Source organism: Paenibacillus sp. GYB003, assembly GCF_036577625.1.
Taxonomy (GTDB): Bacteria; Bacillota; Bacilli; order Paenibacillales; family NBRC-103111; genus Paenibacillus_AB.
In genome coordinates this window covers 28,444-44,313 of sequence record NZ_JARBDC010000017.1, presented here as the reverse complement: position 1 = coordinate 44,313, position 15,870 = coordinate 28,444, and the positions used below count along the sequence as shown (strand labels likewise).

General features: G+C 55.3%; 16 protein-coding genes. 7 read left to right on the top strand and 9 right to left on the bottom strand.

Annotated elements, in window-relative coordinates:
* The coding region (locus PV407_RS09025; RefSeq protein ID WP_332089592.1) for an S-layer homology domain-containing protein at nucleotides 1-1,483 on the bottom strand (1,483 nt) is incomplete at its 3' end.
* 359 nt (nucleotides 1,484-1,842) lie between these two features.
* Between PV407_RS09025 and PV407_RS09020 the strand changes: the two genes are divergently transcribed.
* Nucleotides 1,843-3,213, top strand: coding sequence for an extracellular solute-binding protein (locus PV407_RS09020; RefSeq protein WP_332089591.1), 1,371 nt, complete (start codon nucleotides 1,843-1,845; stop codon nucleotides 3,211-3,213).
* 63 nt (nucleotides 3,214-3,276) lie between these two features.
* Nucleotides 3,277-4,194: a family 43 glycosylhydrolase gene (locus tag PV407_RS09015; RefSeq protein WP_332089590.1), complete on the top strand. Its 918-nt coding sequence runs from the start codon at nucleotides 3,277-3,279 to the stop codon at nucleotides 4,192-4,194.
* Between the two features lie 10 nt (nucleotides 4,195-4,204).
* Here the strand turns inward: PV407_RS09015 and PV407_RS09010 are convergent, their stop codons facing one another.
* Together PV407_RS09010 and PV407_RS09005 are read right to left on the bottom strand one after the other, a co-directional pair.
* Nucleotides 4,205-5,104, bottom strand: coding sequence for an ArsR/SmtB family transcription factor (locus PV407_RS09010; RefSeq protein ID WP_332089589.1), 900 nt, complete (start codon nucleotides 5,102-5,104; stop codon nucleotides 4,205-4,207).
* Nucleotides 5,105-5,223: 119 nt separating this feature from the next.
* A complete protein-coding gene (locus tag PV407_RS09005; RefSeq protein WP_332089588.1) occupies nucleotides 5,224-5,676 on the bottom strand; it encodes a hypothetical protein in 453 nt (150 codons plus the stop codon).
* Nucleotides 5,677-5,844: 168 nt separating this feature from the next.
* Here PV407_RS09005 and PV407_RS09000 point away from each other — a divergent pair, with 168 nt between their 5' ends.
* On the top strand, nucleotides 5,845-6,654 hold the full coding sequence (locus PV407_RS09000) for an MBL fold metallo-hydrolase (RefSeq protein WP_332089586.1): 810 nt from the start codon (nucleotides 5,845-5,847) through the stop codon (nucleotides 6,652-6,654).
* Nucleotides 6,655-6,868: 214 nt separating this feature from the next.
* The gene (locus tag PV407_RS08995) at nucleotides 6,869-8,122 is read left to right on the top strand and encodes a stalk domain-containing protein (RefSeq protein ID WP_332089585.1); all 1,254 of its coding nucleotides are present in this window, start codon (nucleotides 6,869-6,871) and stop codon (nucleotides 8,120-8,122) included.
* 350 nt (nucleotides 8,123-8,472) lie between these two features.
* On the opposite strand, the gene PV407_RS08990 is transcribed toward PV407_RS08995, so the two are convergent.
* The 3 genes from PV407_RS08990 to PV407_RS08980 form a co-directional block, all read right to left on the bottom strand.
* Entirely contained in the window at nucleotides 8,473-8,937 is a 465-nt protein-coding gene (locus PV407_RS08990) for a VOC family protein (RefSeq protein ID WP_332089584.1), read from the bottom strand.
* A gap of 221 nt (nucleotides 8,938-9,158) precedes the next feature.
* Complete coding sequence (locus PV407_RS08985; RefSeq protein WP_332089583.1) at nucleotides 9,159-9,671, bottom strand: GrpB family protein; 513 nt, start codon at nucleotides 9,669-9,671, stop codon at nucleotides 9,159-9,161.
* A 64-nt stretch (nucleotides 9,672-9,735) separates the two neighbouring features.
* Entirely contained in the window at nucleotides 9,736-10,200 is a 465-nt protein-coding gene (locus PV407_RS08980; RefSeq protein ID WP_332089582.1) for a GNAT family N-acetyltransferase, read from the bottom strand.
* Nucleotides 10,201-10,531: 331 nt separating this feature from the next.
* On the opposite strand from PV407_RS08980, the gene PV407_RS08975 reads away from it, so the two are divergent.
* Nucleotides 10,532-10,837 (top strand): putative quinol monooxygenase, encoded by a 306-nt coding sequence (locus tag PV407_RS08975; RefSeq protein ID WP_332089581.1) that lies wholly within the window; start codon nucleotides 10,532-10,534, stop codon nucleotides 10,835-10,837.
* A 91-nt stretch (nucleotides 10,838-10,928) separates the two neighbouring features.
* Here PV407_RS08975 and PV407_RS08970 read toward each other — a convergent pair whose 3' ends face one another.
* The gene (locus tag PV407_RS08970) at nucleotides 10,929-12,155 is read right to left on the bottom strand and encodes an MFS transporter (RefSeq protein ID WP_332089580.1); all 1,227 of its coding nucleotides are present in this window, start codon (nucleotides 12,153-12,155) and stop codon (nucleotides 10,929-10,931) included.
* Nucleotides 12,156-12,693: 538 nt separating this feature from the next.
* Here PV407_RS08970 and PV407_RS08965 point away from each other — a divergent pair.
* Nucleotides 12,694-13,980, top strand: a complete 1,287-nt coding sequence (locus tag PV407_RS08965) for an MFS transporter (RefSeq protein ID WP_442951640.1) — start codon at nucleotides 12,694-12,696, stop codon at nucleotides 13,978-13,980.
* Nucleotides 13,981-14,049: 69 nt separating this feature from the next.
* Here PV407_RS08965 and PV407_RS08960 read toward each other — a convergent pair whose 3' ends face one another.
* Nucleotides 14,050-14,532 carry a MarR family winged helix-turn-helix transcriptional regulator gene (locus tag PV407_RS08960; RefSeq protein WP_332089578.1) on the bottom strand — a complete coding sequence of 161 codons (483 nt, stop codon included), beginning with the start codon at nucleotides 14,530-14,532 and terminating at the stop codon, nucleotides 14,050-14,052.
* Nucleotides 14,533-14,635: 103 nt separating this feature from the next.
* Here PV407_RS08960 and PV407_RS08955 point away from each other — a divergent pair, with 103 nt between their 5' ends.
* Nucleotides 14,636-15,166, top strand: a complete 531-nt coding sequence (locus tag PV407_RS08955; protein WP_332089577.1) for a hypothetical protein — start codon at nucleotides 14,636-14,638, stop codon at nucleotides 15,164-15,166.
* On the opposite strand, the gene PV407_RS08950 is transcribed toward PV407_RS08955, so the two are convergent.
* Nucleotides 15,156-15,866, bottom strand: a complete 711-nt coding sequence (locus PV407_RS08950; RefSeq protein WP_332089576.1) for an AAA family ATPase — start codon at nucleotides 15,864-15,866, stop codon at nucleotides 15,156-15,158. The two genes, PV407_RS08955 and PV407_RS08950, sit on opposite strands and share 11 nt — an antisense overlap.
* Nucleotides 15,867-15,870: the final 4 nt, after the last annotated feature.

Genomic DNA, 15,870 nt, shown 5'->3' with positions numbered 1-15,870 from the left:
CGCGGACGCCCTCCTGCAGCTGGCTCGCCGAAGCGTTAACCGCGTGCAGCAGCGCAACGCCCAGCTCGCCCTTGACGATCGCCTGCACCGTCGCCGGCTTCGGCTGCTCCGGCTTCGGCTCCTCCGGACCGGTAACGGGGCCCGGGTCCGAGCCGGAGTCCGGCTCGTCGCCGACAGCGCCGGAAGAAGCTCCGACGCCTTCCTTGACCAGCACCGTTCCGGGGCCGGTAAACGTTACGTCGCCGTGTACGATCGCTTTGGCGACGACAACCCCGGCGGCCAAATACACGACCAGCCCTTTGACGGCTGCGCCGGTCTCCAGCGTTTCGATGCGTCCCGCCTTCACTTCCAGCCGGATGCCCCCCGACTCGACCCGTACGTGCGTAAAGCTTCCGCTCAAGCTTGCGACGGAGCCGTTCTTCATCGAGTCGGCAAGACGAACGGACTCGAAACCCGGTCCCGTCAAATCCGCTTCCTCCAAAATCGCGCCGGAGCCCAGCGTCGTTCGCCCGATGCCGCTGCCGCCCTCGGCGACGACCCGGATTTTGCCGTCGGCCTTATTCACCGCGACCGATTCGGCCCGGCTGTCCGTCAAATAGACGCTTTGTTCCCCGCCGCCGTAAATCGCCATTTCGCCCTTGACGGTAACGCCTTGCAGACGCACTTCTCCGTTCCCGACCGATTCGGCGATCGTCAGGCGGCCTTCGATTACCAGGTTGCGCAGCGTCACTCCGGCCGCCGATACGATCGCGTCGCCGACGATCGTTTCCGTTCCGCCGGCCGGTCCGTAGATGCCGGCACGGTCGTACCCGCGCGGCGAAGGCTCTTGAACGCCGCCTCCGGGCTTCGCGTCGGCGGCCAACCGATCCAGCACGACTACCGCCTCCGCCCGGGTGATCGGCTTGGACGCCCCGAACGTACCGTCCGGGTAACCGTCCAGCCATCCGGCCGCCGCAGCCGCTCCGACGCCGCCGCGGCTCCAATCCGCGACCGGGTCGGCGAACCGTCCCGCCGCCGCGGCGTTGTCGGCCAGCTTGCCGATTCGGGCCAGCATGACGGCGGCTTCTTCCCGCGTCAACGGGTTGTCGGGCCGCATCGTGCCGTCCTCGTACCCGTTCATATATCCGGCCCGAACGGCGGCAGACACGTCCGCCGCATACCAATCGCTTTCGCGCACATCTTTAAAAATGATGTCGGACCGTCCCTCGTAGCCGAAAAGCCGGTTCGCCAGCTTCATCCATTCGGCCCGCGTAACCGGTGCATCCGGCCTGATCGTACCGTCCGGATATCCGCCGATCCGTCCTTGCTCCGCCCAGGCCGCCATTACCTTCTCGGCCCAATGGCCGGCCATATCCGATCGCTCCGCCGCATTCGCCGTTTCCGGATGCGGCAGCGACGGGACAAGCAGCGCCAAAACCAACAACCCGATCCACCATCGCCGCATCATGCCGCGCACAGTCGTCCGTATGCTTCTCCCTCCCATATCGCCGCAAAGCTCCTCCTGTCTGTATGTATAAGACCATTCCCATTATAAACCATTACACACCCGCTTGACGCTTGCGACCCAATATTTTTGCCGGTCAATTGTTTTTTGGCATCGATTGACAGAAGAAGGAAGCAAAGCTATTATAATATTCGAATAGTTAATCAACAAACTATTCGATTAGCTTTTTAACTAATTATAGGCGGACTTTGGCCGGCAAGCTTGACTTGTAAAGTACGCACAAAGGAGGGCGGTTTCGAAAAAGCAACCGTTTTCGGCACCTTTGAAAGCGATAACAACCGGCATGGCGATTAAGGGCAGAACTTTTTAATCAATCGAATGCGGGAGATGAATGGAACATGGGGCGGCAATCTGTCATAGGATCCTTCGTCAATAAAGCGGGGCTTGACGCTGCGCATGCGGGCCGCGTCCATCTGCGGATGCCGATGCTGCTTGCAGCCGCCGCGGCGGCAAGTTTGCTTTTAAGCGCTTGCTCCCGGGAGACGGAAAATGGAGCAAAAGCAAGCGATCCCGTCAAACCGGCGGGCAAAAATCCGATTGAGCTCGTATTTTATCAGCCGAACAACGATTTTTCGGCAGAGCAGCTGATGGAGATTTACGGGAATAAAATCAAAGAGAAGTTTCCGCATATTACGCCCAAATTTCTTATGCTTACGAACGAGAAGGGGACCGATCTGCCGAGTTTGATCGCAGCGGGACAAAAAATCGATATTATTTATTCGTCGATCGGAGCGACGTACTCCAGCCTAATCAACAACGGATACCAATATGATATTACTCCGCTGATTCAACGAAACCGTTTCGATATGAGTCCCATCGAGCCTTCGACAATCGATATATTGAGGCAAATCGGCAACGGCCAAATATACGGTTTGCCGGTCGTGAACCAGTCGCTTACGCTATTTTATAACAAAGATCTTTTTGACAAATTCGGCGTCCCCTATCCGAAAGACCGTATGTCGTGGGACGAAATATACGAATTGGCCAAAAAAGTGACGCGGACGGAAGGCGGCGTCGGCTACAAGGGGCTGATGTACTCTTTCGGTCATGTAGCCCGCTTGAATCCGTACGGAGAGCCTTATATCGACCCGAAAACGATGAAATCGCGGTTTGACAGCGATAAATTCAAATCGCTCATCACCAACCTGGCCCGCGTTCACGACATCCCGGGCAACGATATGAAAGGCAACCCGGCAACGCTGTTCCGGGTAGACCGGACACTCGCGATGTTTGTCATGCTGACGGGACACGGCTTGCTTTTGCCTCCCGATTTGAACTGGGATATCGTATCGTTCCCTTACTTCGGCGATGCCAAAGACACGGGGCCGCAAAGCTACCCGAACTATTTTTATATTACGAACGTGAACGAGCACAAGCAGGATTCATTTGAAGTGATTGCTTATCTGACCTCGGAGGAGATTCAGACCCACCTTTCCAAAAGAGGCTTCGAAACGATTTTAAAAAACAATGAAATTCGCAGCATGTACGGGCAAAGTATGGAACCATTCAAAAATAAAAATGTATCGGCGTTGTTCCCCCCGAAGTATGCGCCTTCCACCTGGACGGAGTACAACGGGCTTGTGGAAAAAAGGATCGGGGAAGCGCATAACTTGGTGGCAAGAGGAGAGAAAGACGTCAATACCGCTTTGAGGATGGCGGCGGAACAAGCCGATGCCGATATCGAAACGGCCAGAAGCTCGAAGAAATAGGCGGGTACGAGCGTTGAATAATGCCGGGAAGCTTAAAAATAACAGCCGGAAAGGACTGGAGAGATGCATTTTGCCGACACGTCAAAGGGACGGCCTTTTTCGAAAGACCCGGCTGTCGTCAGGTTCAAAGGCCGCTATTATTTGTACTACTCCATCTTCATTCCGTCCGAAGGCGGAGGTAAAGGAAGATGGGGGATCGGGATTGCCGAAAGCGGCGATTTGGAAAATTGGAGCAGATCGGGGGAAATACGACCGGAGCAGCCGTACGAAGCGAACGGCTTCTGCGCGCCTGGCGCTATTGTAAGAGGAGGGCAAATCCATCTCTTCTATCAAACGTACGGTAACGGCGCAAAAGACGCGATTTGCCATGCAATTTCCGACGACGGTCTGCATTTTCGCAGAAATCCGACGAATCCGATATTTTCGCCGACCGGGGACTGGAATAACGGAAGAGCGATTGATGCGGACGTCATATCGTTTAACGATCGATATTTCCTTTATTTCGCGACCCGGGATCCGAAAGGACAAATTCAAATGCTGGGGGCGGCCTATACGGAATCCGACTCGGATTTTAGCCGCGGCAGATGGGTCCAGGCGTGTTCGGAAGCAATCCTGAAGCCGGAGCTTCCGTGGGAAGGGGCATGCATTGAAGCGGCGGCGGCTTGTGTAAGGGACGGCAAGGTCTATCTGTTTTATGCCGGCAATTACAATAACAAGCCGCAGCAGATCGGCTGCGCAGTCGGCGAGGACGGCCTTCGTTTCAAAAGGCTGAGCGAGACTCCTTTTGTGAAGAACGGAGCGCCCGGGGAGTGGAATTCCAGCGAATCCGGTCATCCTTTCCTGTTCATGGATGAAGATGGGAAAACGTATTTATTTTATCAGGGAAATAACGACAACGGGAATACATGGTATTTATCCAAGCTTGAAGTCGGCTGGGCGCAAGGCAAACCCTATATCGTAAAGAGCGGGGAAGGACCGTAAGCGACTCTCGTTAATAGTGCATGGTCACCAAAATGTCCTGATTGTAGTTACCGAAATGTTTGCCGAAAATGTTAACGCCGCGGCAGTTTTTCGCATCCTCGTGTACGGCAATTTTCAGAAGCAGCTCCTTCTCGGGTTCGATATTCAGATCGTTCATCGTCACCTGAGACAAAGGTTCGCCGTCAATTACCGTCATCTCTCCGGTGACGGTAATTGTTTTCAACAGGCCGTGCTGCGTATTGTAATAGGTCCACCAAGGCGGATTATAAAGGCCCGGCGGACCGCCAAAGTCTCCGGGGCATGTCCATGTTCCAAGACAAACGTCGTTAATATAAAATGAAATATCCGAAGGCCATTGCTCGTCGTGCCGATGAGCTTCCGAACAAATTTCCAGCGAAATCTCCAAGCTCCGGACGGTTTGGCCCACAAGCACAAAATTGGGGATCCGGTATGCGACATAGCCGGAGCCGAACCAAATAATGCTCGCATGCACATGCTCGGGATCGGCAAAATAGCGCGGATCGTTGACTTTCCCGATGATTTTCTCGGGGGTAGCCAGCCCGCACGTCGGGGTAACTTGATAAGACGTATACTGCCCCACCGGAATCGATACGGTATATTGGTCCATGCTGCGGTCATCACTTTTGAATTGCAGGTGCGCCTGATCCAGCAGAAGGGAGCATATTTTTTGCGTGCCTCTCCTGGCGGTCAAGCTTTTGCAGGAAATGATTCCGGCTCGTTCCAACAGCTGTGCGTGTTTGGTGACGACGGCCGGGGAGATGTCCAGTTTTTCGGCGAGCTCTTTCATGTTCATCGGTTGTCCGCGCAGCAGTTCGATCATTTTAATACGGGTCTCGGAAGCAAGAGCTTCGAAAAATCGGATGTTTTTGCTGGAAACCTCTATCCTCATAAAGTATCTCCCGAAAGCGATTTAGACTAAGTATATAACGTTTCCAAAAAGCGGACAACTTGTAAGACGCCAATCGCAATCGGGAAACGAAAGGCTGCCTCGCGGCAGCCCCGTAACGGTTAATACTGTTTACGCCTGCGGAAAAGCCGGACGACGACGAAAATGACGACGGCATACAGCACGATGCTGAGCAGCGAAAGAAACGGCGCACCCATCGAAAAACCGGCGAACGGGTTGAACAGGGAGCCGATAATCGCCCCCAGCGCGAGCCCCCCGAACATCCCTCCGAAAAAACCGCCCAAACCGGTACGGGGAGCGGGCGTCGTCGTCCTCGGGGCGGCCGGATTGCGAACGCCGGTATTCGTTCCGGGTGTCGTAGTCGCCGGGTTTCGGATGCCGGGTCTGTACGTTCCCGGAGCCGATCGGTACCCTCCGCGTTTATAAGGCTCGATCGTCGCCGACTGTTCGGCTTCCCGTTCCGCCTCGATCGTTTCGCCTCGAACGACCGCCGATGGGGTTCCGAACGCGAACGCGATCGCAAACAGCAGCATAAGCATCAATATCTTTCTCATTCGCTTGCTTCCACCTCCACCCGTAGCGTACCCCATCCGGCCGGAACGATTGCGTTCGAATCGTTGGATGATTATGTGAAGCCGGCTTTGGACATTGTATAGAGGAGACGAAGGTGCATAACCCTAAAGGAGGCGCTAATCCTGGACAATCCGTACGGTCGGATGATCATGCCGATCACAACCGTTACAAGCCTGGAAGGGGAAGCATGCAGGCCGGACGTATATTGCTTTCCGGTGCAAATCGTCAACGTATGCTTCATCGGCGACCCGAAGCGAAAAGAAGACGGCTGGGTGCTTGTAGACGCGGGAATGCCGAGATCGGCCGACGCGATGGCGCGCGAGGCGGAAACGCTTTTTGGAAGCGGACCGAAAGCGATCGTGCTGACTCACGGGCATTTCGATCATGTCGGCGCCATCGTGGAACTGATCGGGCGATGGAACGTTCCGGTCTATGCGCATGAGCGGGAGCTGCCCTACTTGACCGGCAAGGCGGATTATCCCGAGGCGGATCCTTCGGTCGACGGAGGGCTCGTTACGGAGCTTTCGCCTCTGTTTCCGCACCAGGGAATCGATTTGGGCGACAAGGTCCGCCCGCTTCCCGCGGACGGAACCGTTCCCGGGCTGCCCGAATGGAGCTGCATCCATACGCCCGGCCATACGCCCGGACATATTTCGCTGTTTCGCGAACGGGATCGGACGGTTATTGCCGGCGACGCTTTCGTGACGGTCAAGCAGGAATCGCTGTACAAAGTGCTCGTGCAGGAGCAGGAAATAAGCGGCCCGCCGAAATATTTTACGACCGATTGGGAGCTTGCCGAGCAATCCGTCAAGAAGCTTGCGGCGCTTCGTCCCGAACTGGCCGTTACGGGACACGGACGGCCGATGGCCGGTCCGCTGCTGGAGCAAAGCTTGAAGGAGCTGGCCGACCGATTCGCACAAATCGCCGTTCCGAAGCAAGGCCGTTACGTCCGCAATTAGTTCGTATCCGACAGGGCGCCTCGTACCGGCGTCTTGTTTGTTTGGTCTCCGTTTCCGCCGCGTTTGTCGACGAATATCGTTTTTTTGTCGATGGCCCGTGACGACTTCACTACGTTTATCCCCCCGGCTTCCTATTTTTATTTCTAAATTTTATAGTATGATAGTTCATTGTTGGTCCAAACGGCAACAAACCAGACATAATCGGAGGGCTGCAATGAACGGAACAAAAACGACTTGGAGACTTCTGGTCGGCTCGATCGTCGTTTCGATCGGCGTCGGCTCGGCTTCCGGCTACGCTTCGGCTGCGGATACCGCATTTATTAACCGGATGGCCGACCAGTATACCTCGTTTCACGACAAGCACCGCAATCTGTACAATCAGTATGTCCAAGAAGAAACGCATCAGTACGATACGTATCGCAGTCAAATGACGTCGGTTTACGACGAGCTTTTGCGGCTTGCGCGCGCCGACCTCGCCGACATGACGGCGCAGCTGGAAAACGATCTCCGGCAGCTGAAACTGACGTATAAGGAGAACAGCGACGCCTATCGCAGCTATGCGAGAGCGGCGGACAAAGATCGCGCGAGCGAACCGATGGATCTGTACGAGGACACGATGGACCCGGACAACGCCGGCAGTCCGATGGATATGTTCGAGGATCAGCTCGACCCCGATTCGGCCGGCGATGCGATGGATCTGTACGCCGATGCGCTCGATCCCGATATGGCGGGCAGCATTATCGATCTGTACGAGGACGATGTCGACCCGGACTCCGCGGGCAACGTCATGGATGTGTTCGAGGACGAATCGTCGATTCATTCCGCGGGCAGCATCATGGACCGTTACGAGGACGGCGGCCTGACGAAGGAAGAGGCCGAGAAGCGGATGGCCGAAGCTTTGGCCAAAGCGGAAGCCGATATGAACAAGCGGATCGCCGATACCGAACGGGCGCTGCAGGCCCGGAAAAACGAATCGCTGCGGGATATCCGCGACGCCTGGCTGAACGCCAAAAACTCGATTTTGCAGCAGCGCGAAAAAACGATCGCCGACTTATCGGCGGCGCGGAAAGAGCTGACCGGGACGGGCATCGCATTCAAACCGCTCGTCTTGAACGACTGGATTACGGTAGTCGTGGACGGCGATTATATGATTTTCGAGCAGCCGCCGGTTATCGTGAACGGCAACACGCTCGTGCCGCTGCGGGCGATTTTCGAGAAGCTCGGAGCCGAGGTGCTCTGGAACGATACCGATAAATCGGTCACGGCCAGCAAAGGATCGGCGACCGTCTGGCTGCAAATCGACAACGCCGCCGCCAAAATCAAAGGCAAGGACCAATCGCTCGAAGTAGCCCCCACCATGATGAACGGCAGTACGATGGTGCCTCTGCGGTTTGTCAGCGAAGCGCTCGGGGCGAACGTGCAGTGGGACGACAGCCGGAAAACGGTCACGATCTCGTCCGCTTCCTGAACCGATATTCTCCGAACGTAGCGGCGACCGGCCGCAGCAAGCCGGCCGCCGTTTTTACGTTTGTACGGACGGTTCCCTTCGTTTCAAAGCTTTCCGTTCTTATATTGGTCCAACAGCTCGTCGAGTGGAAGGAAACGAGCCGATTTGCCGGTAATAACGATACAGGGGTTCGTTACAAATTCAAGACGCCGCTTATGATGCCGATAACGATTGCCGGGTTCGTAAGCCGGTCAAAACCGATCATCCGCTAGGGCCGGAGTTGACCGACGCGTTGAGCAAGGCGTGCGGCGAACGGTTCGTTCCGAAGCCGCTGCCGCTATTCGCCGTTCGCCGGCTTTTAGCCCGGCCCGTTAACTCGGCCGATAACAAAGCCGGAGCATATTGCCGTCGGGGTCCCATACGTCGAACGCCTGCCCGCATCCGCCCCGGTCGGCGGTCTCTCCCGAAATGTCCCCGACCTTTACGCCGTGAGCGATCAAGTCGTTCCGTACGTCTTCCGCCGGGTCCGCAATTTCCAAAATGACGAATCGATGCGGCTTCCCGTCTCTCGTGAATCCGAGCCGTTCGCGGCCCTCCGTCTGCCAAAGCATCATTTTGATTCCTTCCGCCGGGTATAGAAACACTTCCCTGTTGTCCGTCCAGCCGGACGGAGGATTTTTCCGCAGATCGATATAAAAGCCCAGCCGTCCCGCATAAAATTCGATCGCCCTTCGCATATCGGACACGGGAACCTCTACGATCAGCAGCTTGTTGATTTTGGCCGCCTTGATCGATTCGGGAAACGTGTTCAAACCGTTCGTTGTCGGATCCGACATACCATAACACTCCTCGTTATCGATTTGTCCCTCGCTTGGGAGATGCCGCCGGTAAAGGTAGCCTGACATCGTTGACGAAAGTTCAAGGATTTGCGCCGTAAAATAGGTGTTCCTATAAGAACGTTTGTTCTGTATAATAATGGAATGGCCTTAATACGATACGCGCCGACGGCCTGTCGTTCGTAACCGACGAACGTTAATCGTGCAAATCGTTTGCGCGGTTAACCGTTTCGTTTCGCGGATTCGATAACGGATCGAATGAACGGCGCCTTCTTTTCCGTATAAACGGCTCGGTCGTCGGCGTGCAGAGCGGCGAGGCGCCTTTTCAAGCGGGCGTACTCTTCGGCTGTTTCCGGGTGATTTCGCAAATAATCGCGAAACAGGAGGTTGGCGTTCCATTCCTCGCCGTATAATGGATGCACGTGCAAATGATGCGTCCCTTTGCGCCATTGTCCTTTTCGGAAAAAACGGCGGTTCGGGAAGCCCGGCTTCGGAACATACTCGTAGCCGAGCGTCTGCAGCGGCTCCGCAAACGAATCGGCTTCGCCCAGATCGCGGACGTCGACCGCGATATCGATGATCGGCTTGGCCGGCAAGCCTGCAACGGACGTGCTGCCTATATGCTCGATGACGATGTCGCGGCCGCGCAGCGCCGCCCGTATTTGCTCCCGTTCATGCTCGAACCGCTCGCTCCATTCCGGCCGGTACGGTTCAATGACGACTTCCTTGGTCAATGGGCGTCGCTCCTCTCTTCATGAATGGCTCCGCGTCGTTAAGCGGACATTTCCGGGGGAATGGCTAACCGCGATCGAACAACCGCAGCCTGGCGACGACTTCTTCGTCCGGATTCCCGGTCACCGACGACGGGTCGATTTCGAAGCCCAAGCTGGTGTAAAGCGTTTCCGCGACCTTGTTGTCCGGCTTGAAGCCGATCGACAAATCGTCGCTGCAGTCGGGCTTGCTGCGGATCAGATCGATCGCCTGCCGCAAAGCCGCCCGCCCGTATCCTTTGCCTTGATGGTTATGATCGACCATCAGACGTATAATCCAGTAACGCCCGTCCTCGGGATCCCGCCCGTACATCAAAAAGCCGACCATCGCATCCTCGTCGTAAATCGCAAGAGGCACTCTGTCCGTTTCATAGTTAGCTTCCGCGATGGAATACGCATTGGAGGCGACAAAATGCCGCTGCTCCTCCCGGACGGACAATTGGACGCACTGCCGCCAGTTACGGCTCGTAATCGGTTTTAACGCGATAGCCATGCAACTCCTCCTTCAATAGAGCCGCCGAGGAACCGGGGCCGAACGGTTCGACTGCGGCGTTTTCATAGCCGGCTCCGTTACGTCTTTTACCGCCTCGATCGTCAGCTCCGGCTTCCGATAAGTCATTACAGCTTCCTCCGTTTTTGCAATTGCGCGCCGATATGGTTTAATCATACTGTATCGCCGCGGAAGTTTGGCGGTAATGTTCGCTTTTAACGGAACGTTACGGACGTCCTTGCGAACAATAAGCCGTGTCGCGTTTTTCCTATATGCAAGCTCTTCGGAACGGTATAGTTGGAGTAAACCGATCGTCATAAGGAGGAGCAACGTCATGAGCAGATTCGGCATGATCGTCAAATTCACGACCAAACCGGGGCGGCGGGACGCGCTCGTCGACATTTTGTTGAACGGCGCCGCTTCCGAGCAAGCGACGACAGAATGCGAGCAGTATATCGTCCATGTTTCGGACAACGAGCCGGACGCCGTTTGGGTAACGGAAATATGGAGCAGCCCGGAGGCGCACGAAGCCTCCCTCGCCCGCGAAGAGACGAAAGCGTCGATCGAACGCGCCATGCCGCTTATCGCGGGCGTCGAAGCAACCAAGCTCAAGCCTCTGGGCGGCAAAGGGCTCGACTGAACAAGCGGCCGCCCAAAAACGGAACGAGGAGCTGCCGCAGGCAAGCTCCTCCTCTTTATTCGCACGTTCGCGCGCCTCCCGTTTTCCGCGATCATGCCGGCGTATCGCGATCGACCGGACTTCCGCGGAACCGGTTGCGGTTGTCTTTCATCAAATACAGGCCGATCGCCGCGGCCGCGGAAACCGCCAAACAGACGAGCCAAGGCAAAAGCGTCCATCCCCGGTCCGCGCCCAGATCGTACAGCCAGCCGCCCGCACTCGTGCTCAGCGCGCCTCCGACCGCGAGGGAGTAGCCGTTGAATCCGTAGTACGAGGCGATTTGCCTCGGCGGGGCGAACATCGGGACGACATCCATCAGCAGCGGACCCGCGATCATCGTACCGAACGCGAACACGATCGATCCGGCGAGCAGCGCGATCAGGTTCGAAGCGAAAGCGAACGAAAACAGCCCGAGCCCCATCACCAGGGTGCCGACTCCGATCAGCATAAACCGGTTTTCATACTTTCGCAGCTTGCCGGATAGAGGGAGCTGGAAGCATACGACGGAGAGCGATATCGCGCCGTATACGTACGCGACGCCGCTTTTCGTGCCGGCGACCGATTCGGCGAGCTGCGGCAGCGTCAAAAACAGCTGCATGAACAAATAGTAATAGCCGATTAAAATAAACGTGTACACGACGAACGGCTTGTCCCGCAAAATCGCCCGCACGTCGTCCAGCACGCTTTCCCTGGAAAACTCGACCTCCAGCTTCGGCAGCTTCCACGCGATCAACACGCCGATCCCGACATAGATGAGCCCGGAGGCGATCGACAAATAAAAAAACTCGAACGAGCTCAGTACGCTGCCGACGATCGTCGAGAACACCATGCCGAAATTGGCGACGATATTTTTGAACGAAAAGAGCATGTTCCGGTGCTCCGCCGGCGTCAGCCGGGCGAATGCGGCCTGGTAGGAAGGCTCGAACAGCGCACCGCCCAGCCCCGAAACGATCGCCGCGGCAAAAAACTGCCACACCTCTCCGCAAAAAGCGAACGACAAAAAGCCGACGGCACGCACCCATACGCCGAATACCAACGTTTCTTTACAGCCGAGCCGGTCCGCGACGATGCCGCCGACGAACGTAAGCCCTTGCTGCGAAAACTGGCGGACGCCGAGCAGCACGCCGGTAAGCGCCATCGACCACAAAAAATCGCCGGTCAAATGAAGCGTCAAATACGGAATCAGGGCGTAAAAGCCCAGATTCATGAAAAACGAACAAGCGAACATCACTTTCAAACCGCCGGGGGCTACTTTCCACGCGCGGATCAGCACAGCCATTCACCTTCCCGTCTCGCTCCGCCTTTGCCGCATTCCCGCATCCGGCCGCGAAGCCGCGTCTCTCTCTTGCATTATAGCAAGTTTGCCGACATATCATAGAGGCTTGCGGAAGACTTTTGCGGCTTTATACAGTGCTTAAAAAATAGCCGCTTCACAACGTAACAATGTTATGTTACATTATTACTGCGGAAGACGCCGCCGCATGGACAACAATTGATTTATAATAAAAAAAACATTTGCTTGAACGGCCCGGATGTCATATGCTCAATAATGTCGGTGTGGAGGCAACCGTTTGGGTCCCGACAAACCGGTTGTTCGCAAGCCCCCGCTTACGCGATTTCGCCGAATTAAGGAGTTGAATGACGATCTGACCCTGGATGACTGCCGTTCTGTTTTTTCGCCGCGATTCGCTCCATGCGTCTGCGCTCGAACCGGAATGTGTCCTGCGAAAACGGCCGTTTAACGTAACAATGTTTTGCCAATGGGGTCCGTTTCCGTCATCCGGAAATCGCCCTAATCGAACTGGAGGTTGAAAAGCTTGAATCAGCATCAAACGAGCGCTAAAGCTCCGAGTTTATTTCGCAATCGTTTCCTGCAAACGATCTTGTTATCCAACGTGCTGCTGCAAATCGGCATTTGGGTGCGCAATTTCGCCATTTTGCTTTATGTGGCGGAAACGACGAACAAAGACCCGTATGCCATTTCGCTCATCAGCGTCGTGGAATTCGCGCCCATTTTCGTATTTTCGTTCATCGGCGGCACGTTCGCCGACCGCTGGCGGCCGAAGCGAACGATGATCTGGTGCGACCTGTTGTCGTCCGTATCGGTATTCGTCGTGCTGCTCGCCATCCATTTCGGATCGTGGCAGTCCGTTTATTTGGTCACCTTCATCTCGGCCATACTTTCGCAGTTTTCGCAGCCTTCGGGCATGCGGCTGTTCAAGCAGCACGTGCCGGAAGAACAGCTGCAGCAAGGAATGGCGCTGTTCCAGTCGATGATGGCGATCTTCATGGTGCTCGGGCCGATGCTCGGCACGTTCGTTTACAGCAGATTCGGGTTGGAAACGTCGATCGGGGTTATGGGCGTCGTCTTCCTGCTTTCCGCGCTCGTTCTCGTTCGCTTGCCCAAAGATAAGCTGGAACCGCGGGCGGAAGCGGCGAAAGGCCAATTCCGCAAAGAATTCGTCGAGGGCTTCCGCTACGTATGGCAGAGCCAGGTGCTGCGGATGCTCGGAGTCGCGTTCATTATCGCGGGCCTCGCCGTGGGCGTCGCCCAAGCGCTCAACCTGTTTATCGTCACGGAGCGGCTCGGCAAAACCGAGGACTTTCTGCAATATCTTCTGATGGTAAACGGAGCCGCCATGCTGATCGGCGGCGGAATCGTAGCGGTGTTCGCCAAGCGCGTCCCGCCGCAGCTGCTGCTGGCGATCGGCATGCTGGTCGGCGCCGTCTGCACGATCATCGTCGGCTATTCGACGAGCGTGCCGGTTACGCTTGTCGTGCAATTCGTAAACGGCCTCGTATTCCCTTGCATCCATATCGGAATCAGCACGATGATCCTGAAATGGTCGCACGCCTCCATTGTCGGCCGGGTGAACGGAGTGCTGAATCCGATGTTCGTCGGCATGATGGTCGTGTCCATGTCTTTCGCAGGCGCGTTAAAAGATGCGTTCCCGATCGTGACGATCTATACCGGGGCGGGGCTGCTGTTCCTGGTCGGCGCATTGGCCATGCTGCCGATTATGAACCAGAAAGCGCCGGATAACGGGCAGTCCGCTTTGCCGGACACCGCCGCTATGGAGATAAATGCGAAAGCATTCGAATAACCGTCGGTAAAACGCGGCGACAGCCTGGGGCACAACAAGTCCCGGACTGCCGCCGTTCTTCTTTTACGGCTATTCTTGTTTGAGCTTCATCGTTTCGACGCTTAATATTTCGCGGTTTCGTTTTATAAAATCGATAAGGAACTCGATCTGTTCATCGTCATACCGATCGAATAAAGCTTGTACGGCTTCGCCCAAAGAACTTAAATGCTTCATGATATCGCGCTCGGCTTTTTCTTGATTCGCCCGGATAATTACTCTCCTTCGATCTTCGGCATCCTTCTCGCGACATACATACCCGGCCTTTTCCAGCCTGTCGATCACTCCCGTAATCGTCCCCGTCGTAAGCCCCGTCAGCTCGGAAAGCTTGCCCGCCGTCATGGGATGATTCTCCAATATCATGTCCAGGCATTTATGATCCGTCGAGTTTAATCCCAATCGATCGGCTACCGCTTGATGAAACAGGATCGTATCCGTGCTGAAATGCCGCAATTGTTCGTTAAATAGATGCAGCAGGTTCTCCCTGGGACGAATTGACACCATGAATCCCTCCATATATAATTATCTTATCTCGCGAGATAATTTAATTAGTCCGGGAGATAAGTTCTTCGCCTATCATTATATCGACTTTCGGGCGAACATAAAAGGAGCGTGCATCATGTCTAAAAAGATGTCTCAAGATCACAAACATTGGTGGCTGATCTTCCATCTTGTCTTTACGGCGATGTGGATCGGAGGCGGTTTTACCCAACTGGCGCTGATCTTGATCGTCCATTTCACGGCCAGCGGCGAATTGCTTTATTCCGCCCATTCGTTTATGCACGTTTTCGATCTGGCCCTCATTATTCCCGGAGCGTTGGGGGTCGTCGTTACGGGGATCGTTTTATCCGTTCGTACGCATTGGGGGCTGACGAAGTATTACTGGATTTTATCCAAGGAAGGGATCGCTCTTATCCTGATCGCTTCCGGCGGGGTGTTGAACATATGGGTCCAGGACGCCATTCAAATTACGGCAGAGGAGCGCCTGGACGCCCTTCATAATCCCGATTATCTCCATGACCGATCGATGCTTTTCATTTTCGGCGCATGTCAATTACTCTTGTTATTGGCCGTAATCTGCATTTCCGTTAAAAAGCCTTGGGGAAAACGCAAAAGCAAACGACTCCCCGCCCCATCGACTAGTCGCTGAATAATTCTTTCAGAACGGACTGCCTGTTTTCAAGAAATCTTCTCGTCACCGCATAATGAAGCGTGTCCTCGTAACCGATTTCGCTAATGGGATGGGCATCGAAATTTAAAATTTGCGCATCCGGATACCCCAATAAAATCGGGGAATGCGTCGCTATGACGAATTGCGCTTCCCGATCCAGATCCTTGATAATCCGCAGCAGCGCGAGCTGCCTGGCGGGAGACAACGCGGCTTCCGGCTCGTCCAGCAAATAGATCGCCTTTTTGCCGAAACGATGCGTAAACAGCGACAGGAACGCTTCTCCGTGCGACTGCTCGTGGAGCGATTTTCCGCCGTAATATCTCAAGCTTCCCGGCATGCTGTCGATATGGGTCGCAAAATGATAAAACGTTTCCGCCCTTAAAAAAAAGCCGTTCGTGATCTTAGGGAGCCAGGACAGCCGGATCGCATCCCCAAGCGACGAGTGCGAGGCTTCGACCTTATAATGATTATTTCTCCCTCCGCCCGCCGTGTTAAAGCCGCACTGGTAGGCGATCGCTTCCAGAAGCGTCGATTTTCCGGACCCGTTTTCGCCGACAAAAAACGAAACATTCGTTCGAAACGAAATCGAATCCAGAGCCCGCAGCGCCGGTATCGAAAACGGATACCGGTCGGGGTTACCGACAGCCGATTTTATAAGCTCCAGCTTCCGTAAAAACATCGAC

Bases quoted from the DNA above. Each gene is read 5' to 3' on its own strand.
- PV407_RS08955 (WP_332089577.1), top strand. From the start codon at position 14,636: ATGTCTAAAAAGATGTCTCAAGATCACAAACATTGGTGGCTGATCTTC.
- PV407_RS08950 (WP_332089576.1), bottom strand. From the start codon at position 15,866: ATGTTTTTACGGAAGCTGGAGCTTATAAAATCGGCTGTCGGTAACCCC.
- PV407_RS08970 (WP_332089580.1), bottom strand. From the start codon at position 12,155: ATGGCTGTGCTGATCCGCGCGTGGAAAGTAGCCCCCGGCGGTTTGAAA.
- PV407_RS08960 (WP_332089578.1), bottom strand. From the start codon at position 14,532: ATGGAGGGATTCATGGTGTCAATTCGTCCCAGGGAGAACCTGCTGCAT.
- PV407_RS09020 (WP_332089591.1), top strand. From the start codon at position 1,843: ATGGGGCGGCAATCTGTCATAGGATCCTTCGTCAATAAAGCGGGGCTT.
- PV407_RS09000 (WP_332089586.1), top strand. From the start codon at position 5,845: ATGCCGATCACAACCGTTACAAGCCTGGAAGGGGAAGCATGCAGGCCG.
- PV407_RS08995 (WP_332089585.1), top strand. From the start codon at position 6,869: ATGAACGGAACAAAAACGACTTGGAGACTTCTGGTCGGCTCGATCGTC.
- PV407_RS08975 (WP_332089581.1), top strand. From the start codon at position 10,532: ATGAGCAGATTCGGCATGATCGTCAAATTCACGACCAAACCGGGGCGG.
- PV407_RS08990 (WP_332089584.1), bottom strand. From the start codon at position 8,937: ATGTCGGATCCGACAACGAACGGTTTGAACACGTTTCCCGAATCGATC.
- PV407_RS08980 (WP_332089582.1), bottom strand. From the start codon at position 10,200: ATGGCTATCGCGTTAAAACCGATTACGAGCCGTAACTGGCGGCAGTGC.
- PV407_RS09015 (WP_332089590.1), top strand. From the start codon at position 3,277: ATGCATTTTGCCGACACGTCAAAGGGACGGCCTTTTTCGAAAGACCCG.
- PV407_RS09010 (WP_332089589.1), bottom strand. From the start codon at position 5,104: ATGAGGATAGAGGTTTCCAGCAAAAACATCCGATTTTTCGAAGCTCTT.
- PV407_RS09005 (WP_332089588.1), bottom strand. From the start codon at position 5,676: ATGAGAAAGATATTGATGCTTATGCTGCTGTTTGCGATCGCGTTCGCG.